Genomic DNA, 23,308 nt, shown 5'->3' with positions numbered 1-23,308 from the left:
TGGACACCACGTTTCCTCGTGACTAGCCCGCCACCTCAAGGCAAACTGTCGATATGGAAGAACTTTGGGCCCCGCCCAGCCCTGCGGCCGCGGACATGATCCGCTCGCTCTGCGAACGGCTCTTGACCGGTGCGGACGCATTGGCAGACGCCATCTCGGAACCGGCTGTCCGCGCCCAGAATGCCCCTGCCCTGCTCGCAGATGCGTCGTTGCTGGCGGAGGACCGCGAACAAAACCGCTCAGATCTTGTTCAGTGGCTCACTTCGAACATTCAGCACCCGGGGATTCGAGTGGATCCCTATGTCGGTCCAAGAACTGCCGCCTACATCCGTGACCTTGTGTCCCGCGGTATCGCCCCGGACTACGCGGCAGGATGGCGGGCCGCACTCGCAGTCGGTTGGAGAGGATGGCTCACGGAATGTGTGTCGCAGTGCTCCGATCCAGACCTTCTCGTCGAAGTCCTCGACACGTCGGCGCACTCATTGGTGCAGTACGCTCTCGACTCCGTCTCAGTACTCCGCGAGGCCACCCTTGCGGCCGCCATGGGCAATGCGGGGGCCGAGGCCGTTGCGCTTATCCAGCTCATTGCCGGCGGAGCACCCGTGACCCAGGATTTCGTAGAGGAACGCCTCAGCTATCGCATGGCCCGACGGCACGTCGCCCTTGTTCTCTGGACAGACGAGCCCCATCAGGAAGGTTTCCTCGACAAGGCCGTATCCGCCTTGCGTCTGGCCGTCCCGGGACGAGCCGTGCTCGTAGCCAGGGCCAGTGGCGCCTCACGATGGATCTGGCTTTCCGGGCCGGACATTATTGACCTTCACCACATCGAAAAGATCCTCGTGAATGAGCGCGTGAGGAGCGCGGTCGGCAAGCCAGGACACGGGCTCGAAGGATTCAGATCCAGCCACCAGGACGCTCTGGCGGCCCAAGCGATGCTTACCCGGCTGGGATCGGACCGGCAGTTCACTGTGTACGCCGAATTCGAATTGGTCGACAGCCTCACCAAGGACCGGCCCAGCGCGCAGCGGTTCATCGCCAGTACGCTCGGTCCCCTCGCCGAAGCGGACGAGGCGTTGCAGCAGGCACTCCTGACATATGTTCAGTGCGGTTTCAACACCACCCGAGCTGCCTCCAGGCTCTACCTGCACAGGAACACCGTGGAACGGCGCGTTTCGAAGGCCAACGAGCTCTCTCTGGTAAAGGTCGAGGACAACCCGACCAATGTAGCAGCCGCACTCATGGTTTTGGATCTCGTCCCTGGCATCTCGGCATCATCGATTAGTTAGGCCCGACCACATGGCTACAGCGTCTAAGATCGTCGTACTGATCCACGGGCTGTGGATGACTCCCTGCAACTGGTAACCGTGGGTCGAGGCGATCCGCCGCGACCCGAGCCCGCTGGCCAGTCTTGGCGTGGCCGATGTCGTGAACTCCCTCGCCGAGCAGATCGAGGCCCTCGATGAGCGCCAATCATTATGGGTGCTGAAGAACCCGGCCAACCATGACAAGGCCGTGCCGATCACCGAGGAAGAGTTCCACTACGCCTTCACCAACAACCTCACCGCCGAGCAGTCCAAGCCGATCTACGACCAGTACGCCATCCCTGTCTCGGGTCGGATGCTGTTCGAGGCCGGGTTCGCCAACTTCCGGTCGACTGTGAGGGACAGCGTGTGATCTGCCATTGCATACCAGAAGGCTTACAAAGCGGGCCCTGCACGATTCACCGCGCAGGGCCCGCTTTAGTGGAAGCTATTCGGAAGGCTTTCCGGCGATCTCACAGAGGAGCTAAAACTCCCAGTCCTCATCCTCGGTATTAACAGCCTTCCCGATCACATAGGAAGACCCGGACCCCGAGAAGAAGTCGTGGTTCTCGTCAGCATTAGGTGACAGGGCCGACAGGATGGCCGGGTTCACGTCGGTGACCGAAGCCGGGAACATGGCCTCGTAGCCGAGGTTCATGAGGGCCTTGTTGGCGTTGTAGTGCAGGAACTTCTTGACGTCCTCGGCCAGGCCTACGCCGTCGTAGAGGTCGTGGGTGTACTGGACTTCGTTTTCGTACAGCTCGAAGAGCAACTCGAAGGTGTAGTCCTTGATTTCCTGGCGCTTCTCCTCGGAGACCTTTTCGAGGCCCTTCTGGAACTTGTAGCCGATGTAGTAGCCGTGTACGGCTTCGTCACGGATGATCAGGCGGATGAGGTCTGCCGTGTTCGTGAGCTTGGCACGGGAGGACCAGTACATCGGAAGGTAGAACCCGGAGTAGAACAGGAACGATTCCAGCAGCGTGGAAGCCACCTTGCGCTTGAGGGGATCGTCGCCCTGGTAGTAGTCCATGACGATCTGCGCCTTCTTCTGCAGGTTCTCGTTCTCGAGGGACCAGCGGAAAGCGTCGTCGATCTCCTTGGTGGAGCACAGGGTCGAGAAAATCGACGAGTACGACTTCGCGTGCACCGACTCCATGAAGGCGATGTTGGTGTACACAGCCTCTTCGTGCGGAGTGATCGCGTCCGGGATCAAGGAAACAGCACCCACGGTGCCCTGGATCGTGTCCAGGAGGGTCAGTCCCGTGAATACGCGCATGGTGAGCTGCTGCTCGTCCGGCGTCAGGGTGTGCCAGGACTGGACGTCGTTGGACAGCGGTACCTTCTCCGGAAGCCAGAAGTTGTTGACCAGGCGGTTCCAGACCTCCACGTCCTTTTCATCCTGGATGCGGTTCCAGTTGATCGCTTCGACGTGGCTAAGCAGCTTGACCTTCTCGGTCATTTCGTCCCCTTAACGTATGTGTTCTTTAAGGTAAGCGTACGACGCCGGGCGCTCACCCGGCGTCGTACTCTTCAGTTTTGTGGCGCGGCGGCTGCCGCAAATAAACAACCGTTATCGGTTACAGCATGCAGGAAACGCAGCCCTCAACCTCGGTCCCTTCCAGCGCGAGCTGGCGGAGGCGGATGTAGTAGAGCGTCTTGATGCCCTTGCGCCATGCGTAGATCTGCGCCTTGTTGATGTCACGAGTGGTGGCGGTGTCCTTGAAGAACAGCGTCAGGGACAGGCCCTGGTCCACGTGTTGCGTGGCGGCGGCGTAGGTATCGATGATCTTCTCGTAGCCGATCTCGTACGCGTCCTGGTAGTACTCCAGGTTGTCGTTGTCGAGGTACGGAGCCGGGTAGTAGACGCGGCCGATCTTGCCTTCCTTGCGGATTTCGATCTTGGCGGCCACCGGGTGGATCGACGACGTCGAGTTGTTGATGTAGCTGATGGAACCGGTGGGCGGCACGGCCTGCAGGTTCTGGTTGTAGATGCCGTGCTCCATGACGGAAGCCTTCAGCTCACGCCAGTCATCCTGCGTCGGAATGTGGATGCCGGCGAAGAGCTCGCGGACGCGCTCGGTCTCCGGGGTCCATTCCTGCTCGGTGTACTTGTCGAAGAACGTGCCACTGGCGTACGTGGAGTTCTCGAAGCCACCGAAGGGCTGACCGGTCTCGATGGCCAGCTTGTTCGAGGCACGGAGGGCGTGGAACAGCACCGTGTAGAAGTAGATGTTGGTGAAGTCCAGGCCCTCTTCGGAACCGTAGTGGACGTGCTCACGGGCGAGGTAGCCATGCAGGTTCATCTGGCCGAGGCCGATAGCGTGGCTCTGGGCATTGCCCTGCGCGATGGAAGGCACCGAGTTGATGTAGGACATGTCCGACACCGCACTGAGGGCACGGATGGACGTCTCGATCGACAGGCCGAAGTCCGGGGAATCCATGGTCTTGGCGATGTTCATCGAACCAAGGTTGCAGGAGATGTCCTTGCCAACGGTCTCGTAGCTGAGGTCCTCGTTGTAGATGGACGGCGTGGAAACCTGCAGGATCTCCGAGCACAGGTTGCTCATGGTGATCTTGCCGGCAATCGGGTTGGCCCGGTTCACCGTGTCCTCGAACATGATGTACGGGTAGCCGGATTCGAACTGGATCTCCGCGAGGGTCTGGAAGAACTCGCGGGCGCTGATCTTGGTCTTCTTGATCCGGGAGTCGTCCACCATCTCGTAGTACTTCTCGGTGACCGAGATGTCGGAGAACGGGACGCCGTAGACGCGTTCGACGTCGTACGGGGAGAAGAGGTACATGTCCTCATTCTTCTTGGCCAGCTCGAACGTGATGTCCGGGACCACGACGCCGAGGGACAGCGTCTTGATGCGGATCTTCTCGTCGGCGTTTTCCCGCTTGGTGTCCAGGAAGCGGTAGATGTCCGGGTGGTGGGCGTGCAGGTACACGGCACCCGCACCCTGGCGGGCACCGAGCTGGTTGGCGTAGGAGAAGCTGTCCTCGAGGAGCTTCATGACCGGGATGACGCCGGAGGACTGGTTCTCGATCTGCTTGATCGGGGCGCCGTGCTCGCGGATGTTGGTCAGCGAGAGGGCCACGCCACCGCCGCGCTTGGACAACTGCAGCGCCGAGTTGATACCGCGGGCGATCGACTCCATGTTGTCTTCGATGCGCAACAGGAAGCACGAGACCAGCTCGCCGCGCTGGGCCTTGCCGGCGTTGAGGAACGTGGGCGTGGCGGGCTGGAAGCGGCCGTCGATGATTTCATCGACGAGGCGGCTGGCCAGTTCTTCGTTGCCGCGGGCAAGGTGCAGGGCAACCATGCAGACGCGGTCTTCATAACGCTCCAAGAAGCGCTTTCCGTCGAAGGTCTTGAGCGTGTAGGACGTATAGAACTTGAAGGCGCCGAGGAAGGTCTCGAAGCGGAACTTCTTCTTGTAGGCGCGGTTGAAGAGGTCACGGATGAAGTTCATCGTGTACTGATCGAGGGTTTCGCGCTCGTAGTACTGGTTCTTGACCAGGTAGTCCAGCTTCTCTTCCAGATCATGGAAGAAAACGGTGTTGTTGTTCACGTGCTGCAGGAAGTACTGGTGCGCGGCCTCGCGGTCGGCTTCGAACTGGATTTCCCCGTTCGGACCGTAGAGGTTCAACATGGCGTTGAGCTCATGGTAGCCAAGGCCCTTATAGGCCTCCGGCAATGGCTTCTTGGTTGCCTTGACTGCTTCCACGGCGGTGGCCTGCCCTTCGGACCTGGTTACTTCTGTATCTGCGACAGTCGTGTCCAAAACTTTTCCAATCCTTGATTGACCCGGTCAACATCTTCCGGAGTCCCCATGAGTTCGAATCGATAAAGAAGCGGAACCCGGCATTTGGTGGCGATGATGTCTCCCGCCATGCAGTAGTTTTCCGCGAAGTTGGTGTTTCCTGCTCCGATGACACCGCGGATCAGTTCCCTGTTCTGCGGGTTGTTCAGAAACCTGATGACTTGCTTGGGCACCGATCCTTCGCCATTCGTGCCGCCATACGTGGGCAACACAAGGACGAAGGGTTCCAGTGCGAGCAGCGGCGCGTCCTTGGCATGGAGCGGGATGCGTGCCGCGTCGACGCCGAGCTTCTGGACGAAGCGCTTGGTGTTCTCAGATGTGGAGGAAAAGTAGATGAGGTGACTCCGCGTACTGACAGCTTCAGCCATTGCTTGAGCAGGTGCTGTTGCCAGCGCTGCCATGGGAGTCACCTCGACTACATTGGAATACTTTGTTGTTGTGGCGCAGTCCTGAAAGACTAGGCCACCGAAGCGGCAGCCAGTGCGAGCTCTTCGATCTTGTCCGGACGGAATCCCGACCAGTGGTCCTGCTCGGTCACCACGACGGGGGCCTGCATGTATCCAAGGGCCTTCAGGCGCTCAAGGGCCTCGGCATCCTGGGAGATGTCGACGCTCTGGTAGGCGATGCCCTTCTTGTCGAGTGCACGGTAGGTTGCGTTGCACTGAACACAGGCCGGCTTCGTGTAAACCGTAACAGTCATGGTTCCTGTCCCCTTTGTTGAAGTCTTTGCTCTTCGTTCGGCAGGCCCCGCCGGTTCTGGTTCCGTCTCCGATGCTGGCCCGCTGGGCCGCCGAGGCGGCCAAACTATCTATTCACATCTTGCATTCATGTCTTGTGCTGGTTTCCCGCTCAATCCGTAAATTGATACTACATGTAGTGCAAGCGCCTCAGCGGGACCCCAAGATGATGTATTACAAGTATGTCATTTTACGCACCGGTAGTCCACAGGCCATGGCGGTAAAAATGTCCGGGAATCCGCCAAATCCGGAGACGTAATCCACACCCTGTGGACTACTTAGCCACAATTAATCGTCAGCGTGTCGCTTGGATCCCGGCGTGTCGCGGCATCCTGCAAACACGGTTTCATGGAGCCGCCCGGGCAGCAGCGGAGACCGATTTCACACCGCTATGCTGGCTGGGCACGGATTTCGGCCGGCACCGAGCCTAAGGATCACCGATGGTCAACCTTCTCCACCTGCGGACGCTGCTTGAAGTCACACGGCTCGGTTCCTTCGCGGCAGCCGCCGGGCGGCTCGGCTACACCGCCTCAGCCGTATCCCAACAGATGGCGGCGCTGGAACGGGACACCGGCGTCGAGCTCTTCCACCGTTCCGCACGCAGCGTGGTTCCCACCGAGGCCGCCCTCACCATGGTGCGCCATGCCTCCAAAGTGCTCACCGACGTCGAGACCCTGCTGGCGGCCGCCTCAAGGAGCACGGACTCCCCCGTCCAGGAGTTGCGGCTTGGCATCTTCCCAAGCCTGGCAACCTACATCCTCCCGGACATCCTCCGGAAGCCGCGCTGGAAGAAGCTGGGCATAGAACTGCGCGTGTGGGTGGCCGAGCCTTCCCAGACCATCCAGGGGTTGCGCACCGGCGGTGAGCTGGACCTCGCGCTGGTGTACCAAGTGGGCCAGTCCGGACTCGCGTGGCCCCACACCCTGGACCGGCAATGGATCGGCGACGACGACTTCCGGGTGGTGCTCCCCGCTTCGTGGGGCATCAGGGAGGACGCCGAAATGCAGGCCTCCCAACTTTCGGACATGCCCTGGATCATGCACCATCCGGGCACCAGCGACGCCGTGGTGATTGAACGCCTGTTTGCCAGTTGCAATCTGTACCCTCGCGTCGTGGCCTATAGCGACGACTTCCACGCCAGCCTTGAGATGGCGGCAGCGGGACTCGGCGCCGCCCTCGTGCCGGAACTGGCGCTGCGGCACCGGCCGCCCGGCGTCGTGGTTCTCGACGTTCCGGACATCCGGCTCGCCCGCAACGTGTTCGCCCTGATCCTCAATGAGAAGCGCACAGCGCAAGTGCAGCTCTTCACCGAATTGCTGGCCGACACCCTTCGCGGGAGCACCGCAACCGTCCGGGCCGGAAGCCCCGCGACGATGCCCAAAACGACTCAAAAGTCAACGCCCAAACCGCCTGCCTGAAATCTTCCAGGATGCTGGAACACGCCGCTTGTTTGGGACTATCTTGAAGACATGAGCAAGGTAGCGAGCAAACATTTCGGGGAGATCGAGCTCAACCACGGGCGGGAGCACTGTTACGTGGCTTCGCACGAGCTCGCCGGAAATCCCCTCGAACTGGACCTGAACGTCACGGCGCATGACCACTTCGACGAGAGGGCACTCCACAAGGTGGACTACCGCCTGGGCTACCTCCCCGAGTTGGTGGACCAGGTCCGGGACATGATTGCCGAGGAGCTGGACCAGGACGGCACCAACTCCCAGCAGTTCCTCCACTTCCACTCCAACCAGCTCAAGGAAGAGCAGCTGGAGGCGGTGTTCGGCGTCCGCGACAAGACACAGCTCACCAAGGACGTTTTCCTCAAGGCCCTCAAACTAGGTCATGTTGCGATCTACCCCGGCCAGCCGGAACGCTATTTCGTCCTGGATTTCACCTTGGGCTCGCACTTCACCGACGAGCTCCTGGTAGTTGCGGCGGACGAGGACGGCGTGGTGGACGACGAGATCCTCTGGGAGTCCTGAACAACGTCCGACCGTTAAAATACGACGGCGGCCGGTCACCTTTCGAGGTGACCGGCCGCCGCGTTTATACTACCGGGGCTTTACTTCGCTGCTTCCAGCAATCCGGCGCGGACCGTCTTGGTGGCCTTGACCAGGTTGCGCAGGGACTCTTCGGTCTCGGCGTAGCCACGGGTCTTCAGGCCGCAGTCCGGGTTGACCCAGAGCTGGCGGGACGGAACGTGCTTGACGGCGGTGGACAGCAGCTCGGTGACTTCGGCCTCGCCCGGAACACGCGGCGAGTGGATGTCGTAGACGCCCGGACCAACGCCGCGGCCGAAGTGGTGCGCCTCGAGGTCGTGGACAACCTCCATGCGTGAACGTGCAGCTTCGATGGACGTGACGTCGGCGTCGAGGCCGTCGATCGCGTCAATGATCACACCGAACTCCGAGTAGCAGAGGTGCGTGTGGATCTGGGTGGCGTCGGCGGCACCGGCGGTAGCAAGGCGGAACGAGTCAACCGACCACTTCAGGTAGGCGGCGTGGTCAGCCTTGCGCAGCGGCAGGAGTTCGCGCAGTGCGGGCTCGTCCACCTGGATGACCTTGATGCCGGCAGCTTCGAGATCGGCGATCTCGTCACGCAGCGCCAGGCCGACCTGGTTGGCGGTCTCGCCCAGCGGCTGGTCGTCGCGGACGAAGGACCAGGCCAGGATGGTGACCGGACCGGTGAGCATGCCCTTCATGGGCTTGCTGGTCAGGGACTGAGCGTATTTGGCCCAGGCAACCGTGATGGGAGCCGAGCGGGTGACATCGCCCCAGAGGATGGACGGACGGGTGCAGCGGGAGCCGTAGGACTGGACCCAGCCGTGGACCGTTACGTCGAAGCCTTCGAGGTTCTCGGCGAAGTACTGGACCATGTCGTTGCGCTCGGGCTCGCCGTGCACCAGGACGTCGTAGCCGAGTTCTTCCTGCAGCTCGACGACGCGCTTGATCTCGTCCTTCATGAGCTGCTCGTACTGCTCGTTGGTGAGATCACCCTTGTTGTTGCGGGCACGGGCAGAGCGGATTTCCGACGTCTGGGGGAAGGAACCGATGGTCGTGGTAGGCAGCGGCGGCAGGTGCAGAGCTGCTTCCTGGGCGGCTTCGCGGACCGCGTACTCGGAGCGGTTGAAGTCGGCCTCGGTGAGGGCAGCGGTGCGGGCACGGACGTCGGCGCGCTGGACGCCTTCGGCCGTGGCGCGGGAGGCGATCACTGCGGAGGCTTCGTCGATGGCGGCCTTCGCGGATGCCGGGTTGGCCAGGTAGTCTGCCAAGGTCTTGACCTCGACGGCTTTCTGGTCAGCGAATGCGAGCCAGCTGCGCAGCTGTTCCGAGAGCTGGGTTTCCTCAGCGGTGTCGTGGGGAACGTGCTGGGTGGAGGTGGAGGTGCTGACGGCAAGCTTGCCGGCTGCGGCCTTCAATTCGTCCAGCTTTGCGGCCGCGACGGCGAGGTCGTTGCGCCAGATGTTGTGGCCGTCGACGACGCCGGCAACCAGGGTCTTGTTGCCGAGGCCCGCCAGGGCTGCTGCGGACGGTACCGCACCCTTGAAGACGTCGATGTGCAGGGCGTCGATGTTGGTCGCGGCAAGGGTGCCGAGCTGGCCGTCGAGGGAACCGTACGGGGTGGAAACGAAGAGCTGCGGGCGAGCTGCGGCACCCGAGAGGACTTCGTACGCACGGGCAGTGGCGGCCTGGATTTCCGCGGCCGGGGTGTCTTGGTCAACAACAAGGGCTGGCTCGTCCAGTTGGATCCAGCTGGCGCCGGCAGCGGCGAGCTTGCCGAGCAGTTCGACGTAGACCGGGAGGATGTCCTCGAGGCGGGACAGCGGAGCGAACCCGGCAGGAGCGTCGTCGGAAGCCTTGGAGAGCAGCAGGTAGGTCACCGGGCCGACGATGTACGGGCGGGTCTCGATCCCGTTGGCCAGGGCGAACTCGAATTCCTCGACAATGCGGTTGGAGGCGAGCGTGAAGTCAGTCTCCGGGCCGATTTCCGGAACGAGGTAGTGGTAGTTCGTGTCGAACCACTTGGTCATTTCCAGCGGCTGCTGTTCCTTGTTGCCGCGGGCCAGGGTGAAGTAGCCATCGATGTCGAGCTGGCCTTCGGCGTTGAGCAGGTGGCCGAAGCGGGCCGGGACGGCGCCCAGGTGGGCGGTGGCGTCAAGCACCTGGTCGTAGAAGGTGAAGGTGCCGGGAACAGCGGCGGCTTCGTTGAGGCCAAGTTCCTGGAGTCGCTTCGCGGTGGTCAGCTGGATGTCCTTGGCAGCGGCGTCAAGGGCAGCGGCGTCGATCTTGCCGGCCCAGTAGGCTTCGACTGCCTTCTTGAGTTCGCGACGGCGGCCGATGCGCGGGTAGCCAAGCAGGGACGCTGCGGGGAACGCTGCGTTGGTCTTTTCAGTGAGATTCTGTTCAGTCATGGGATTTCCTTGGGGCAGTAGGTGCAAATCGAGGTGTCTTGGGGTTTGCGGACCAGCGTTGGCTGATCAGCTGACGAGTTCTTGCCGGCGGGCGATGGCGCTGAGCCTGCTGGCGGGCCGGGCCGGCCGGGGCAAGGCAAGCTTGTCCAGCACGTCCAGGGCGTAAGCGTGCTCGTTGAAGGTGTACAGGTGGATGCCCGGAGCACCGGCCTGGAGGGCGGCGTTGGCCAGGTCCACCGTGGCGCGGACTCCGATCTTGCGGCGTTCGGAATCGTTGTCGGCCGCGGCAAGGCGTTCGATCAGCTCCGGTGCCGGTTCGACGCCGGTGAGCTCGCCGAGGCGCTTGAGCCGGCGAAGGCTCGTCAGCGGCATGACGCCCGGAATGATCGGGATCGTGACGCCCGCACGTCGGGCCCGGGAGATCAGGTCCGCATATTGCTCGGTGTGGAAGAAGACCTGCGTGATGGCGAAGTCGGCGCCCGAGCGCTGCTTCGCGAGCAGCACCTCGACGTCGTGCTCCACGCTCGGGGACTCAGGGTGGCGGGTGGGATAGGCGGCCACGCCAACCGCGATCTTGCCCGCGCACAGGAGGGCCGAGCGTCGCTGTTCCACGCGGCGGATCAGTTCGATCAGGTCCTGGGCGTACCGCAGCGAACCGTTGACCGGCTGTCCGCTGTCCTTGGGGAGGTCACCGCGCAACGCAAGGATGCCGCGCACGCCATTGTCCAGGAGCTCGCCGATGATCTCGGCCAATTCCTGCGGGGTGTTTCCGACGCAGGTCAGGTGGGCCAGCGGCCGCAGGGTCGTTTCGAGCAACAGCCTGTTGATGAGCTCGACGGCGGTGTCCCGGTTGGATCCGCTGGCGCCGTAGGTGACGGAGACGAAGTCGGGGTCCGTGGCCTCAAGCTCCCCGATGGTCGTCCAGAGGGACTCGGCGGCGGCTGGAGAGCGGGGCGGGAACAGCTCGTAGGACAGGGCAACAGGAGCGGCGCCGGTCAAGTTTGGATGGGTGTCGATGAGGCTTGGTGGTGACATTTGCGTCCTTGGCTGTGTGTCAGCGGGCCTGCGTTCGCGGACTTGAAAGCCAGGTCCTTGGACTGCAGAATCGGTGAATTGAGTTTGGGGATACACGCAACGAACTCCAGCAGGGCGCAGCCGCGACTGTTACGCCTGGAATGAAGTTGTCCGTGTGCAAATGTCAGGCCCACATGGGGGCACCCACACCCTCCTGCCTGCCTTCAAGAGGTAGATCCGGCGGAGGATCGCTGACACGTTACCGCGGTAACTTGAATACGACTCTAGATCGGGCCCCCGGACGCCACAATCCCCCCGCCGAATTTAAGACGCATTCTTACGCTAGGTTTCGCCTGATTTCTGAAGATTGTTCGTTTGGATTGTCGGCAGGATCCAAGCCGCAACCAGTACCCGCGGGGCTCGCCGCAGCGAGCCCTCCCCATGGAGGTCCTGCAGGACTATTCTTTTGCCATGATCCAGCTTCCCGCCAGTTACCAGGAGTACCTCGCAGGCAAAGAGGAAAGATTCGTCCAGACCGTCCGCCCCATCCTGATGCAATCGGCCGCGGACCAGCTTCACGGAGTCCGCGTGGTCTACAACCGCAGTGGCCACCAAGCGCATTTGGATGACTCCATCCCGTACGGCACCATCGTCGAGGACATCGACTAGGCTCGGCACGCCGGATCCTGCCGCTCAGCCTTTCGTCGCGCCGGAAAGCGCAAACGCGCTGCCGGATCCTCTGGCTACCACCGTGTAGAGGATAAGCACCGGAACCGAATACAAGATGGAGAACGCCGCGAGTTCCCCATAGGCAATGGCTCCATGCTGGCCGAAGAAGCTGAAAACAGACACCGCGGCAGGCTGCTTGGACGTGGACAGCAACAGGATGAACGGGACGAAGAAGTTCCCCCAGGTCTGGATGAAGACGAAGATGAACACTACGCCCAGCCCTTGCCTCATCAGGGGCACGACGATTCTGCGGAGCGTGGCCAGTCCCGAGGCACCATCCATCCAGGCAGCTTCCTCCAGTTCGAGCGGCACGGAGTCCATGAAGTTCTTCGTCATCCAGATGGCCATGGGCAAGGTGGTGGTTGCCATGAAGAAGATGGTGGCCGGCATCGAGTCCAGCAATTGCAACTGCACGAACATGCCATAGACCGGCACCATGATCGCGGTGACCGGGAGTGAGGTGCCGAAGAGGATCGCGTACAGGAACGGTTTGTTGAATCGTGATTGGTAGCGGGACAGCGGATAGGCCGCGAGCACGGCGGCCACCAGGTTCACGACTGCCGTTCCGGCCGAGAGCAGGAAGCTGTTCACGAGTGGCAGGAAGAGCAGCCCGGGCGTCAGTACGGCGGCAAAATTAGCGAACGACGGCGATTGCGGCCACCGCGTCTCGTAGCCGGCGTGCGGATCAACGGAAGCAAGAATCAACCATGCAAGGGGCAGCACGAAGCACAGCCCGATCACGGCCAAGGCCGCGTTGGCCGCCAGGCGGACGCGGAGCCGTCCCGCGGCAACCGCCGTCGGGCGCTTCGCGGCGGGCAGTGCTACACGGCGGAGGGAGGTCACGGTTTCGCCCCGCGGATCAACCTGACGTACACGGCACCGAAGACCATGCCGATCAGGATCAATACCGAAGCGATCGCGGTGCCGTATCCGATGTCTCCGAGCTTGAATGCTTCCTGGTACGCCAGCACGGGCAAGGTGGTGCTCGCGTTGGAGGGACCACCGGCCGTCATCACCCAGATGAGGGTGAATACCGCGAGCGTTTGGAGGGTGGTCAGCATGAGGTTGGTGGCGATGCTACCGCGGATGATCGGAAGGGTGATGAAGGCCAGGCGTTGCCAACCCCTGGCGCCGTCCATGAGGGCGGCTTCGGAGACGTCGCGGGGGACCTGGGAGAGCGCGGCCCTGTAGACGAGCATCGAGAACGCAGTGCCGCGCCAGATATTGGCCAGGATGATGGCGGCCATCGGAAAGGCATAGAGCCAGTTGGCGCCTTGGACACCGATCATTCCCAAGAGCTGGTTGAGCGTGCCGTCCTGGCTGAAGTACGCGTAGGCCGCGAAGGCCGCCACGATCTCCGGCAGTATCCACGAAGCGACCACCACCGTGCCCACCAGCGACGCCGTCGTTCCCCCGGATCGTGTCATCAGCAGGGCGATGAGCAGGCCCAGGACGTTCTGTCCGAGGATCGCAGACACGGCCACGAAGACTACCGTCAGCCATGCCGAGAGCGGGAAGACGGAATCCGTCAGCATCCGGGCGTAGTTGTCCAGGCCGACCCATTGGGGGCTCAGGGCTGCCTTGCCTGACAATGCGGCGTTGGTGAAGGAGGCGTAGAAGGACCACGCCACAGGCGCCGCCATGAAGAGGGCCAGCAGCAGGATTGACGGCACGACCGGCAACAAGCGGAGCCTGCGACGCAGCGGCCCTTGGATCGGGGATCTGCGTCGCAGCGGACCGCGACCGAAAGATTCAGGGACTGCCATGCGTCATTTCTGCATGACCTTGGTGTCACCGACGAGTTTCTTGACCGAAGCGTCGTATTCGGCTGCCGCCTCCGCCGGGCTTTGTTTGCCGGTGATGACGGTCTCCGTGGCCTGTTGGACGGCGAGGGAGATCTTCGGGTAGTCCGCGGTCGCCGGGCGATAGTGCGTGACGCCTACCAGATCGGAAACTTCCTTCACGAACGGATTGGCCGCTTGGTAACCGGGATCGGATGCGACATCGGTGCGGACCGCGATCTGCGAATTGTTGACGTCGAAGGCCAAGGCATTCTTCTTGTTCACGGCAGTAGTCAGGAACTTGAAGGCCAGGTCCGGGCTCTTGGTCTTCGCACCGACGGCCAATGTCCAGCCACCGGACATGCTCACGCCACCGGGATCCTGTCCGAACTGGGTGGGGAACTTGGCTACCCCCATATCCTGCGCGTAACCGGCCCATTCGTAGGAACCGCCCTTTTGCCAGAACGACGGCGCGTAGGAGCCTTCCACGGTGGCGCCCATTTTGCCTTGCGGCAGCCACTGTCCAAAGACCTTCTTCCACACATTCGAATCGAGGGCGTCCGCCGGTGTCACGGAAAGCTTCTCGTCGTAGAGGGTCTTCAGGAACTGGAGCGAATCGGTGAATCCCGTGGATCCCACCACCCACTTCTTGTCGCTTTCGGAATACAGGGAGCTTCCCGTTCCATACAGCAGTTCGTAAAAGCTCTGCATGACCGTTCCCTCACCGGTGCCTTTTCCGGCGTACATGCTGAAGGGAATCACGCCCGGATCCGCGGCCTTCATTTTGCGGGCCGCAGCCAGGATGTCATCCCAGGTTTTCGGTTGCCAGGGCAACGGTATGCCGGCCTTCTGGAGGACTGTCTTGTTGTACCAGATTGCCCTGGTGTCGGTGCCGAGCGGGACGGCATAGATGCTGCCGTCGTCGCCGCGTCCCGCGGCCTTGGCACCCTCGTTGAACTTGGACCACTCGTCCCAGGAGCCCAGTTGCGAGTCGAGTTTGAGCAAGTATCCGGCGTCGACGTCCGAGCGGACCTTGAAGGTGTCCTCGTAGAAGACGTCCGGAGCCGTGTCCGGGGAACGCTGGGCCAGCGCGAGCTTGGTGCCATAGTCGTCGTCGTTGGCTTGGATGGGCTCCAGGTCCACAGTGACGCCCGCGTTTGCCGCTTCGAACTCCTGCTTGGCGTCCTGGAAGACCTTGTCCAGGGCGGTGAAGGAGTCCGTCTTTTGGTAGACGATCTTGATGGCTTGTTTGCTAACAGCTTGCGGCTGGGCGGAACAAGCGGCCGAGGCCAAAAGGCCTACGACGCCGAGCAGTGCTGCTCCGATCCGGACTGGGCGACGCATGACGCTCCGATCTTCAAGCGGCTGCAGCCCCCACACTTCAGCTGGCCCAGCCTGTTGCCAATATTGATTAATGCAGCCCTGCGACGCAGGACGTGGTGAAGGCCTCAGCCTTCCGGACTCAGCCTTCCAACAGGAGCCGCTGGGCGCGCGGCGCCAGCGTGTGTTCGAGTACGAGGCAGGCCGCCCCGATGGCGCCGACGTCTTCGCCCACGCCGGTCCCCACAACCTCGATGCCGTGGATGCTGTTGGCGGCACTGTTGGCCGCGAGGAGCGGTGGAATGCGATCCAAGTAGCGTTCGGACATGCGGCCCCAGAACGGGCCACCAAAGACGACGCGTTCGACGTCGAGCGTGTTGGTCACCACCGCAACCGCGCGGGCAACCAGCACCGCCGATTTATCGATGATCGCGACGGCGCGTTCGTCACCTGCATCCGCGGCGTCGCAAAGCCTGGCGAAGCCTTCCTGGACTTCCGGGCCCTCGGTGCCTTTGCGGCCACCGTTCAGGACACCTTGCTCTTCGGCTTCGGCCACGAGGACCTGCGGGATGCAGGAAGACTTGACACAACCGCGCAGCCCGCAATCGCATTCGGGCCCGTCCGGATCAACAATGATGTGTCCGATTTCGCCGGCGTTGCCGGATGTTCCGCGGACAACCTCGTCGTTCAGGACGATGCCGCAACCGATGCCGGTACCCATATACATGAAGATGAAACTTCCGGTGCCGCTGGGCCCGCCGGCCCAGGTTTCGGCGACGGCCGCGCTGGTGACGTCCTTGTCCACGAGGGTCTCGAGCCCGGTGGCTTCGGCGAGGGCGTCCCTCAAGTGCACCCGGTCCCAACCCGTCATGAGGGGCGGATCCACGACGGTGCCCTCATCGAGGTCTATGGGCCCCGGGGCCGCGACGCCAAGTCCGGCGATCTTTCCCGTGTCAACACCCGAATCTTCGATCAGCACCTTGATTTCCTCCGCAATGGCTGCGATGACGCGCTGCGGATTGCTTCCGGTCGGTGTGGGAATCCTGGAGTGCTTCACAACATCGCCCACCAGGTCCAGGACCACGGAGGTAATGACTGCGGGATCAAGATGGACGCCAAGCGCGTACATTCCCGAAGGATTCAGGCGCAGGATGGTGCGGGGCTTACCCGGGCCGCTGCCTTCCTTGCCTGCCTCGACAATGAGCCGTTGATCCAGGAGACGGCGGGATATGTTCGAGATAGTCTGTGGGGAAAGGCCGACGATTTGGGCGAGTTCCACCCGGCTCAGCCCGCCCGACGAGCGCCGGATCGCGTCGAGAATGACGGTCAGGTTGAAGTCCCCCATGCGGGGCAGATTGGTTCCGCGCCTCGGAGTCGGCTGGCGGATCTCAGTCACGGATTCCCCTAAAATCATTCGAATAATGCTGGTTGCATTTGCATCGTACGGCACGTGTGCTTGTCCGGGTATGCCCACACGCTGCCCGCGCGCAACGGACCCCGATATTGCTGATTGGAGGCCCGGGAACATGGCACTCATGCCTGAGGCCGAGGTGGATCTGAGCGCTGACGCCTAACGCTTGACGCTGCGCGTCACTGTGAATTTCGGGTTCCGGCCGATTTCGGTGGTGGGACCGATCAACCTTTCCAACGCTGCGCGATACTGCAGGTGGCTGTTGTAGACAGTCCAGAGCTCGCCTCCGGAAGCCAGGACCCGTGCCGCGGCATCGAACATCTTCGTGGCCGCCCCGGCATGGACGCTGGCGCCGAGGTGGAACGGCGGGTTCAGCAGGATGAGGTCGGCGCTGCCGGCTTCGAAGGTGGACATGGCATCGTCCTGGACTACCGTGATTCGTTCTGCCAGGCCGTTGGCCGCCGCGGTTGCCGTGGCGGACGTGACTGCTGCCGCCGATTGGTCCGTAGCGGTGACCAGGGCATTGGGACGGCTCCGGGCATACATCGCGGCGAGGATCCCGGTCCCGCAGCCAAGGTCTACTGCGTGGCGCACTTCGGGGATCCTGTCCAGGAAGCCCAGGAGGAAGCGCGTCCCAATATCCAGCTTCGTGCCTGAAAACGCTCCCCCATGGGCACAGACGGTCATCCCCAGCTCGGTGTTCTGCTCCGAGACCGGAAAGGGCTCCGGAGTGTCCGGACGCTTGGGACCGGCAGCAAGCAGGACACGTGATTTCCGCTGCGCAAGCTGGGCCTGCACCGACTCAAAGCTTCGTTCAAGGACAGCGTTCATACCCAGGGACATGTGCTTGACGCGACCTCCGGCGAGCAGGACGGCTCCCGGCGCTGCGAAGCGCGCAACGGCGTCGACCATTTCTTCCAGCTCCGCGAGGGCCTTGGGGAGCTGCATGATCACCAGTTCGGCGCCGTCGAGCAACCCCGCGCCCAGCTCGAACTGGTCAAAGCGGCCGGACAGGCCGGACGCGTCGGCGTTCCGTTGCAGCGCGAGCCTGCCGACGTACAGGTCTTGGGTCACCCGGACGTGCCCGACGCCGAGGGCCTCCAAAGCGCCGAGCGTCAGGGCTCCGTAGCGGTCACCGATCACGGAAACGCGGGTTTCCGGGTCAACGATGTAGCCAGCCGCGGTCTCAAGGAGGAGCCGATCGGTGGCGTCGTGCGCCTGCAGGTTCTCCGCCTCGACGTCGGGGAAGCGGCGGAGGGTGCCGAACAGCGTCTCAAGGTGTGAATTCAGCTCGGTCAAGGTCACGGTGCACCAATCTATCCCCCTCAGGAACCCTCGACAACACAGGGGGTGGCGGAGGAAGGTAGAGATTGCAAGTAATCGACCGTCTGACCGCTGCTGAAGGCACGGCACGCGCCGCAGCAGCCCGGACACCAGGGTCCGCTGCGAAGGGCGAGCCACGTCGCGGACCTCGAAGATCAGGCTCCCACTCCTCTTGTGAGCAGACCATGACTGTCAACCTCGTCACTCAGCTTGAAGTAAAGTCGCACAATTCCCCCGATGAAACCCGCCGTCCGGACAAAAGCGTGATCGAAGTCGTCACCGTTGGCGACTACACCATAGGCCGCTTCACGTTCGAGCCAGGCTGGACGTGGGCCGATTGCATCAAGCCGGTGGTCCAAACCGATTCCTGCCAAGCCAACCACGTAGGGTACTGCCTTTCCGGTGCACTGGAAGTCGAGACCACCGACGGCAAGAAGATCAGCATCTCCAAAGGAGATTCCTACACCATCCCGCCGGGACACAACGCCTGGGTCGTAGGCGACGAGACCTACTCGGCCATCGAGTTTGTCAGCGCAGCAGAATATGGAGTCAAGCCCGAGTAGGAGTCTGTGCGTGCCGTCAGCGCGTCCCTGTCACGCACTGACGGCAAGCCGCACCGGCAATCCTTGGCCGGACGAAGCTAACGAATACGAAACGCATCTACAATCGTCGCAGGCGACCGTCCGCACGGACAGTTCCACACCGGACGGGATACGCGGCCGCCTACCCACCGATAAGTAGAGGACGTGTTTCCATGGCTTTCGTTGAACCAAGCGCCGATGTCTCCGAGCATGCGCTCATTGGGCAGGGTACAAGGATCTGGCATCTCGCCCAGATCAGGGAAGATGCCCGCCTCGGCGAAAACTGCAACATTGGCCGGGGCGCCTATGTCGGTCCGGGCGTCGAAATAGGAGCCAACTCCAAGCTGCAAAACTATGCGCTGGTCTATGAGCCCGCCCGGCTGGGCGCGGGAGTCTTCATCGGCCCGGCAGCCGTACTCACCAACGACACATACCCCAGGGCCGTGAGCCCCGACGGCACGCTAAAGTCGGCCGACGACTGGACACCCGTGGGTGTGATCGTGGAAGACGGCGCGGCAATCGGCGCCCGCGCGGTGTGCATCGCGCCCATCACGATCGGCAGGTGGGCAACCGTGGCCGCAGGCGCGGTGGTTGTCCGCGACGTTCCGGCCTTCGCCTTGGTTGCGGGGGTTCCCGCCAAGCAAATCGGCTGGGTCGGCAAGTCCGGACACCCCCTTCGGCCCGACGGCGATGAACTGGTCTGCCCCGCGACGGGAGAGCGGTACGTCAAAAACGGTGACTCGCTCGAAGAAGCGCGCACGGTATGAGCAGAGTCCGTGCCGCCGTCGTCGGGGGCGGAATCATCGGCGTCGCCGTGGCACGCGAGCTTACCCGCCGCCTCGACAATGCGGACGTGACGGTATTTGAGAAGGAACTCGGTCTTGCCGGACACCAGACCGGCCACAACAGCGGCGTTGTGCATGCCGGGCTCTACTACGAGCCTGGAAGCCTGAAGGCGAGACTCTGCCGCCGCGGCGTGGAGCTGCTTCGGCAGTTCGCGGCGGAGAAGAATCTCGGCTACGAGGAGTGCGGCAAGGTGGTAGTCGCCCACCATGCCCGCGAACTTGACCGGCTCAAGGCGATCCACGCACGGGCCATCGCCAATGGCGTGCCGGACGTCCGTATGGTGAGCGGGGATGAACTCACCGTGATCGAGCCGCATGCCCGCGGCCTGGCCGCCCTGCATTCGCCGCGGACCGCGATCGTCGATTACCGCGCCATCACGATTGCCTTGGCCCAGGACGTACGTGCCGCGAGCGGAAACATCCTGCTGGGACTGGGCGTGACCGGTGTGGAAGACCATGGCCGCGAGGTGCGGCTACGGTCCTCCCGCGGAACTGAAGCCTTCGACGTCGTCATCACCTGTGCCGGCTTGCAGTCGGATCGGCTGGCCCACGGCGCCGGAGACCCCGCGGACCCCCGCATCGTGCCCTTTTTCGGCGACTATTTCCTGCTCCGGCCCGAGAAGCGTTCCTTGGTCAAGGGCCTGATCTATCCCGTGCCGGACCCGCGATATCCTTTCCTTGGCGTCCACCTCACCAAACGCATCGACGGCGCCATCCTTGTGGGACCCAATGCTTTCCTGGCGGGCGGCCGGGAAGCCTACCGCCGCGCCCAGTTGTCCCCCGCCGACCTCCGCCAGGTACTGGGGTTCCCGGGATTCTGGCGGTTCGCTGCGGGCAACCTGCCCGCAGCCGCCCGGGAGGCGCGCACAGTGATTAACACCCGCGCCTTCGTCAAGGAAGCACAAAAGTACGTCCCGGATATCCTGCCGGGCGACGTCACGCGCGGCCCGCGCGGCATCCGGGCGCAGGCAATGACCTCCGACGGCGGCCTCGTCGATGACTTCGTGATTACCGGCACGAGCCGCGTCCTCCACGTACGGAACGCCCCCTCGCCGGGGGCGACCTCGTCGATGGCCATCGCCGAGCACATCGTGGCCGAGGCAATGGGACGAGCCCGGCTCTCGTGAAGCGGCTGGCCTGACGGGTCCACCCGCGCCCCCATTTCCTCCGTGCCCCGAGGGTTTCGCTCCGGCGCGTCAGCCGGCATTTGCGCGTATCCGAAGCCAAAAAACAGGTAAACGACCGCCGTCCCCGACGTGCGGCGGCCAAAAAAACGGGTACCGGCACTCGTGCCACGCTCCCGGCCGGCTCCATATGCTTCCGTCATTGAGTGCCTGAAACCAAAGACAGAAGCAGGTCGCGACATGAGCAACAACCGAAATTTCCCTTTGGCTGTGCGTCGCGCGGTCCTGCCGACCGTACTGGCGATGATCGCGACGCTCCTGCCGTTGCAGATGGCGGCAGTCTCCGCCGTCGCAGCCACGGATCCGTGCGCCGCGCCCGTCACCAACCCGGTTGCTTGCGAAAACACGCTGCCTGGAAACCCTGCATCGGAATGGCAAGTCTCGGGAGCCGGAGACTCCACGATCCAGGGCTACGGCACGTCGATGAGCGTCAATATCGGCGGAACGATCTCGTTCAAGGTTCTGACGCCCGCGTCGGCCTACCACATCGATGTGTATCGGCTTGGCTACTACCAGGGCTTGGGGGCCCGCAAAGTTGCCTCGAACGTCCTCCCCTCGGCTGCATTGCCGCAGACACAGCCGGCCTGTAACACGTACTCCGACACGGGACTCATCGACTGCGGAAACTGGAGCGTGTCGGCTTCCTGGGCGGTGCCATCCACTGCGGTCTCCGGGGTCTACATCGCAAGGCTCGTCCGCAACGACACGAACGGCGCGAGCATCGTGCCGTTCGTCGTCCGGAACGACGCCGCACATTCAGACATGCTGTTCCAGACCTCGGATGAGACGTGGCAGGCGTACAACACCTACGGAGGCAACAGCCTCTACAGTTGCACCGTCGCTTGCCCTCCCGGCAACCCGCAGGCCTATAAGGCGGCCTTCAAAGTCTCGTACAACAGGCCGTTCAATTCAGCTGCCGACGACCAGGGGCGAAGCTGGTTGATGTACTCCGAGTACCCGATGATCCGGTTCATGGAAGCCAACGGGTTCGACATGAGCTACATGAGCGGCAACGATGTCGCCACCAAGGGTTCCCTGCTGCTCAACCACAAGACCTTCATGTCCGTGGGACATGACGAGTATTGGTCCGGCGACCAGCGCGCCAACGTCGAAGCCGCCCGCGACGCCGGGGTGAACCTTGCGTTCTTCAGCGGCAACGAGGTCTTCTGGAAGACGCGCTGGGAACCGAGCGCCGCGGGGCCCAGCACGCCCGGCCGGACGCTGGTGGCCTACAAAGATACGCATTTCAACGCCCCCACCGACCCGGTCTCGTGGACGGGAACCTATCGGGACTCTCGCTTCGGAACCTCAACCGGTGGAGGAAACCCCGAAAACTCGCTGACTGGCCAGTTCTTCGTCGTCAATTCAGGAACCACCGACATCACGGTTCCCTCGCAATACAGCGCGCTCCGCATGTGGAGGAACACGACGATAGCCACGATGGCCCCCGGAACCAGCGTGACCCTCGGTGCGGGCCTGGGCACGCTCGGTTACGAATGGGATATAGACGCCGATAACGGATTCCGGCCAGCCGGCCTTTTCAAGCTGTCGGCGACCACGGACACGTCCGCGGAAGTGTTCACCGATTACGGTTCGCAGACCGCCACTGGTAAGACGGCCACCCACAACCTCACAATGTACAAAGCTGCGAGTGGAGCGATTGTCTTTGGCGCCGGAACTGTCCAGTGGCCGTGGGGACTTGACGGATTCACCACTGGAAAAGCCGTGGACAAGAATATGCAGCAGGCTACGGTCAACCTGTTCGCCGACATGGGAGTCCAGCCGGCAACGATCGTCACGGGGCTGACTGCCGCCACCCGATCCACCGATGCCACTGCGCCGACGTCCACCATCACAGCACCATCCTTCGGCGCGAACATTGCTGACGGAACCATCGTCACCATCAGCGGAACCGCGGCCGACACCGGGGGCGTGGTGGCCGGCGTCGAGGTTTCCACCGACAACGGAAACACGTGGCATCCTGCCACCGGCACAAGCAATTGGACCTATACCTGGAATGCGCACGGCAACCCCACCTCTACCCTGCGCTCACGTGCCGTTGACGACAGCGGCAACGTGGAGACGCCGTCGTCGGGCGTGGTCACCAACATCGCCTGCCCCTGCTCCCTTTCGGGCGTAAACATCGCACCGGCCGTGGCCGATGCGGCGGACCCGACGGCAATCGAAGTAGGTGCCAAGTTCTACTCCGAAGTGAACGGAACCATCAAAGGGGTGCGGTTCTACAAGGCAAGCAAAAACACCGGAACACACGTCGGCAACATCTGGTCCGCGAGCGGGCAGCGGCTGGCCACAGCAAACTTCAGTGGTGAATCCGCCACGGGCTGGCAGACGGTGAATTTCCCGACGCCTCTCTCCGTCACGGCGAACACTACGTACGTCGTTTCCTATTACGCTCCCGTGGGCCATTATTCCGAGGACACAGCCTACTTCTACCAACATCCGTCACCGCCGCCTGCAGGTAACAGCCGCGTAGACAGTGCACCTTTGCATTACCCGCGGAGCGTCCCCGGCAGCCCTAACGGTATGTACGCCTATGGCCCTTCCTCGGCGTTCCCGAACGAGTCCTACGACGCCGAGTACTACTGGGTCGACGCGATCTTCCTTCCCTCAGGCACTGCTCCAGCGGTTTCCTCCACGTCCCCGGCGAACAACGCCAGCGCCGTGCCCACCACCACCGCACCGACCGCGACCTTCAACCAGGCCGTCACCGCGTCCTCCATCACCTACACCCTCAAGGACGCCGCCAACACCGCCGTGCCCGGCACCACCAGCTATGACGGCACCACCAACACCGCCACCTTCACCCCCACCGCGGCCCTGGCCAACAGCACC

20 protein-coding genes are annotated in these 23,308 nt (G+C 62.8%); 9 read left to right on the top strand and 11 right to left on the bottom strand.

Annotation, left to right across the window (positions count from 1 at the left end; translation table 11 throughout):
- Window positions 1-53 precede the first annotated feature (53 nt).
- Entirely contained in the window at window positions 54-1,286 is a 1,233-nt protein-coding gene (locus tag AB0O52_RS04730; RefSeq protein ID WP_364534111.1) for a helix-turn-helix domain-containing protein, read from the top strand.
- A 127-nt stretch (window positions 1,287-1,413) separates the two neighbouring features.
- Window positions 1,414-1,674, top strand: coding sequence for a hypothetical protein (locus tag AB0O52_RS04725; RefSeq protein WP_364534108.1), 261 nt, complete (start codon window positions 1,414-1,416; stop codon window positions 1,672-1,674).
- Window positions 1,675-1,785: 111 nt separating this feature from the next.
- Here the strand turns inward: AB0O52_RS04725 and nrdF are convergent, their stop codons facing one another.
- From nrdF to nrdH, 4 genes are all read right to left on the bottom strand, one after another.
- Window positions 1,786-2,760: a class 1b ribonucleoside-diphosphate reductase subunit beta gene (gene nrdF / locus AB0O52_RS04720; RefSeq protein WP_364534105.1), complete on the bottom strand. Its 975-nt coding sequence runs from the start codon at window positions 2,758-2,760 to the stop codon at window positions 1,786-1,788.
- 118 nt (window positions 2,761-2,878) lie between these two features.
- Complete coding sequence (nrdE, locus tag AB0O52_RS04715) at window positions 2,879-4,999, bottom strand: class 1b ribonucleoside-diphosphate reductase subunit alpha (protein WP_364534800.1); 2,121 nt, start codon at window positions 4,997-4,999, stop codon at window positions 2,879-2,881.
- 56 nt (window positions 5,000-5,055) lie between these two features.
- The gene (gene nrdI, locus AB0O52_RS04710; protein ID WP_364534102.1) at window positions 5,056-5,526 is read right to left on the bottom strand and encodes a class Ib ribonucleoside-diphosphate reductase assembly flavoprotein NrdI; all 471 of its coding nucleotides are present in this window, start codon (window positions 5,524-5,526) and stop codon (window positions 5,056-5,058) included.
- 56 nt (window positions 5,527-5,582) lie between these two features.
- Window positions 5,583-5,825 carry a glutaredoxin-like protein NrdH gene (gene nrdH, locus AB0O52_RS04705; RefSeq protein WP_028267421.1) on the bottom strand — a complete coding sequence of 81 codons (243 nt, stop codon included), beginning with the start codon at window positions 5,823-5,825 and terminating at the stop codon, window positions 5,583-5,585.
- Between the two features lie 477 nt (window positions 5,826-6,302).
- Here nrdH and AB0O52_RS04700 point away from each other — a divergent pair, with 477 nt between their 5' ends.
- Both AB0O52_RS04700 and AB0O52_RS04695 read left to right on the top strand, forming a co-directional pair.
- On the top strand, window positions 6,303-7,280 hold the full coding sequence (locus tag AB0O52_RS04700) for a LysR family transcriptional regulator (protein WP_364534099.1): 978 nt from the start codon (window positions 6,303-6,305) through the stop codon (window positions 7,278-7,280).
- A gap of 51 nt (window positions 7,281-7,331) precedes the next feature.
- Window positions 7,332-7,838 (top strand): DUF2004 domain-containing protein, encoded by a 507-nt coding sequence (locus AB0O52_RS04695; RefSeq protein WP_364534096.1) that lies wholly within the window; start codon window positions 7,332-7,334, stop codon window positions 7,836-7,838.
- An 80-nt stretch (window positions 7,839-7,918) separates the two neighbouring features.
- On the opposite strand, the gene metE is transcribed toward AB0O52_RS04695, so the two are convergent.
- Entirely contained in the window at window positions 7,919-10,267 is a 2,349-nt protein-coding gene (metE, locus tag AB0O52_RS04690; protein WP_364534093.1) for a 5-methyltetrahydropteroyltriglutamate--homocysteine S-methyltransferase, read from the bottom strand.
- A 66-nt stretch (window positions 10,268-10,333) separates the two neighbouring features.
- Window positions 10,334-11,302, bottom strand: coding sequence for a methylenetetrahydrofolate reductase (locus tag AB0O52_RS04685; protein WP_364534090.1), 969 nt, complete (start codon window positions 11,300-11,302; stop codon window positions 10,334-10,336).
- A gap of 450 nt (window positions 11,303-11,752) precedes the next feature.
- Here AB0O52_RS04685 and AB0O52_RS04680 point away from each other — a divergent pair, with 450 nt between their 5' ends.
- Entirely contained in the window at window positions 11,753-11,950 is a 198-nt protein-coding gene (locus tag AB0O52_RS04680) for a hypothetical protein (protein ID WP_364534087.1), read from the top strand.
- A 24-nt stretch (window positions 11,951-11,974) separates the two neighbouring features.
- Here AB0O52_RS04680 and AB0O52_RS04675 read toward each other — a convergent pair whose 3' ends face one another.
- From AB0O52_RS04675 to AB0O52_RS04655, 5 genes are all read right to left on the bottom strand, one after another.
- Window positions 11,975-12,829, bottom strand: a complete 855-nt coding sequence (locus AB0O52_RS04675; RefSeq protein WP_364534797.1) for a carbohydrate ABC transporter permease — start codon at window positions 12,827-12,829, stop codon at window positions 11,975-11,977.
- A gap of 20 nt (window positions 12,830-12,849) precedes the next feature.
- Window positions 12,850-13,653 (bottom strand): sugar ABC transporter permease, encoded by an 804-nt coding sequence (locus tag AB0O52_RS04670; protein ID WP_364534794.1) that lies wholly within the window; start codon window positions 13,651-13,653, stop codon window positions 12,850-12,852.
- A 126-nt stretch (window positions 13,654-13,779) separates the two neighbouring features.
- Window positions 13,780-15,135: an extracellular solute-binding protein gene (locus AB0O52_RS04665; RefSeq protein ID WP_364534084.1), complete on the bottom strand. Its 1,356-nt coding sequence runs from the start codon at window positions 15,133-15,135 to the stop codon at window positions 13,780-13,782.
- Window positions 15,136-15,253: 118 nt separating this feature from the next.
- On the bottom strand, window positions 15,254-16,507 hold the full coding sequence (locus AB0O52_RS04660; protein WP_364534081.1) for an ROK family protein: 1,254 nt from the start codon (window positions 16,505-16,507) through the stop codon (window positions 15,254-15,256).
- Between the two features lie 174 nt (window positions 16,508-16,681).
- Window positions 16,682-17,821, bottom strand: coding sequence for a methyltransferase (locus AB0O52_RS04655; RefSeq protein ID WP_364534791.1), 1,140 nt, complete (start codon window positions 17,819-17,821; stop codon window positions 16,682-16,684).
- A 209-nt stretch (window positions 17,822-18,030) separates the two neighbouring features.
- Between AB0O52_RS04655 and AB0O52_RS04650 the strand changes: the two genes are divergently transcribed.
- The 4 genes from AB0O52_RS04650 to AB0O52_RS04635 form a co-directional block, all read left to right on the top strand.
- A complete protein-coding gene (locus AB0O52_RS04650; RefSeq protein ID WP_364534078.1) occupies window positions 18,031-18,408 on the top strand; it encodes a cupin domain-containing protein in 378 nt (125 codons plus the stop codon).
- A gap of 191 nt (window positions 18,409-18,599) precedes the next feature.
- Window positions 18,600-19,193 carry a DapH/DapD/GlmU-related protein gene (locus AB0O52_RS04645; RefSeq protein ID WP_364534075.1) on the top strand — a complete coding sequence of 198 codons (594 nt, stop codon included), beginning with the start codon at window positions 18,600-18,602 and terminating at the stop codon, window positions 19,191-19,193.
- Window positions 19,190-20,398 carry an L-2-hydroxyglutarate oxidase gene (gene lhgO / locus AB0O52_RS04640; RefSeq protein ID WP_364534072.1) on the top strand — a complete coding sequence of 403 codons (1,209 nt, stop codon included), beginning with the start codon at window positions 19,190-19,192 and terminating at the stop codon, window positions 20,396-20,398. Before AB0O52_RS04645 ends, lhgO begins: the two co-directional genes overlap by 4 nt.
- Before the next feature lie 237 nt (window positions 20,399-20,635).
- Window positions 20,636-23,308: N,N-dimethylformamidase beta subunit family domain-containing protein (locus tag AB0O52_RS04635; protein WP_364534069.1), on the top strand; the 2,673-nt coding region annotated here is incomplete at its 3' end.

The organism is Arthrobacter sp. NPDC080073, from assembly GCF_040686575.1.
Classification (GTDB): Bacteria; Actinomycetota; Actinomycetes; order Actinomycetales; family Micrococcaceae; genus Arthrobacter.
Note: the sequence above shows the minus strand (reverse complement) of the source record. Positions and strands in the feature narration are given on the sequence as shown.

Coding starts and splice junctions, on each gene's coding strand:
- AB0O52_RS04670 (WP_364534794.1), bottom strand. CDS start 13,653: ATGGCGGCGCCTGTGGCGTGGTCCTTCTACGCCTCCTTCACCAACGCC.
- AB0O52_RS04730 (WP_364534111.1), top strand. CDS start 54: ATGGAAGAACTTTGGGCCCCGCCCAGCCCTGCGGCCGCGGACATGATC.
- metE (WP_364534093.1), bottom strand. CDS start 10,267: ATGACTGAACAGAATCTCACTGAAAAGACCAACGCAGCGTTCCCCGCA.
- nrdI (WP_364534102.1), bottom strand. CDS start 5,526: ATGGCAGCGCTGGCAACAGCACCTGCTCAAGCAATGGCTGAAGCTGTC.
- AB0O52_RS04665 (WP_364534084.1), bottom strand. CDS start 15,135: ATGCGTCGCCCAGTCCGGATCGGAGCAGCACTGCTCGGCGTCGTAGGC.
- AB0O52_RS04685 (WP_364534090.1), bottom strand. CDS start 11,302: ATGTCACCACCAAGCCTCATCGACACCCATCCAAACTTGACCGGCGCC.
- nrdH (WP_028267421.1), bottom strand. CDS start 5,825: ATGACTGTTACGGTTTACACGAAGCCGGCCTGTGTTCAGTGCAACGCA.
- AB0O52_RS04645 (WP_364534075.1), top strand. CDS start 18,600: ATGGCTTTCGTTGAACCAAGCGCCGATGTCTCCGAGCATGCGCTCATT.
- AB0O52_RS04700 (WP_364534099.1), top strand. CDS start 6,303: ATGGTCAACCTTCTCCACCTGCGGACGCTGCTTGAAGTCACACGGCTC.
- nrdF (WP_364534105.1), bottom strand. CDS start 2,760: ATGACCGAGAAGGTCAAGCTGCTTAGCCACGTCGAAGCGATCAACTGG.
- AB0O52_RS04680 (WP_364534087.1), top strand. CDS start 11,753: ATGATCCAGCTTCCCGCCAGTTACCAGGAGTACCTCGCAGGCAAAGAG.
- AB0O52_RS04650 (WP_364534078.1), top strand. CDS start 18,031: ATGACTGTCAACCTCGTCACTCAGCTTGAAGTAAAGTCGCACAATTCC.
- AB0O52_RS04695 (WP_364534096.1), top strand. CDS start 7,332: ATGAGCAAGGTAGCGAGCAAACATTTCGGGGAGATCGAGCTCAACCAC.
- lhgO (WP_364534072.1), top strand. CDS start 19,190: ATGAGCAGAGTCCGTGCCGCCGTCGTCGGGGGCGGAATCATCGGCGTC.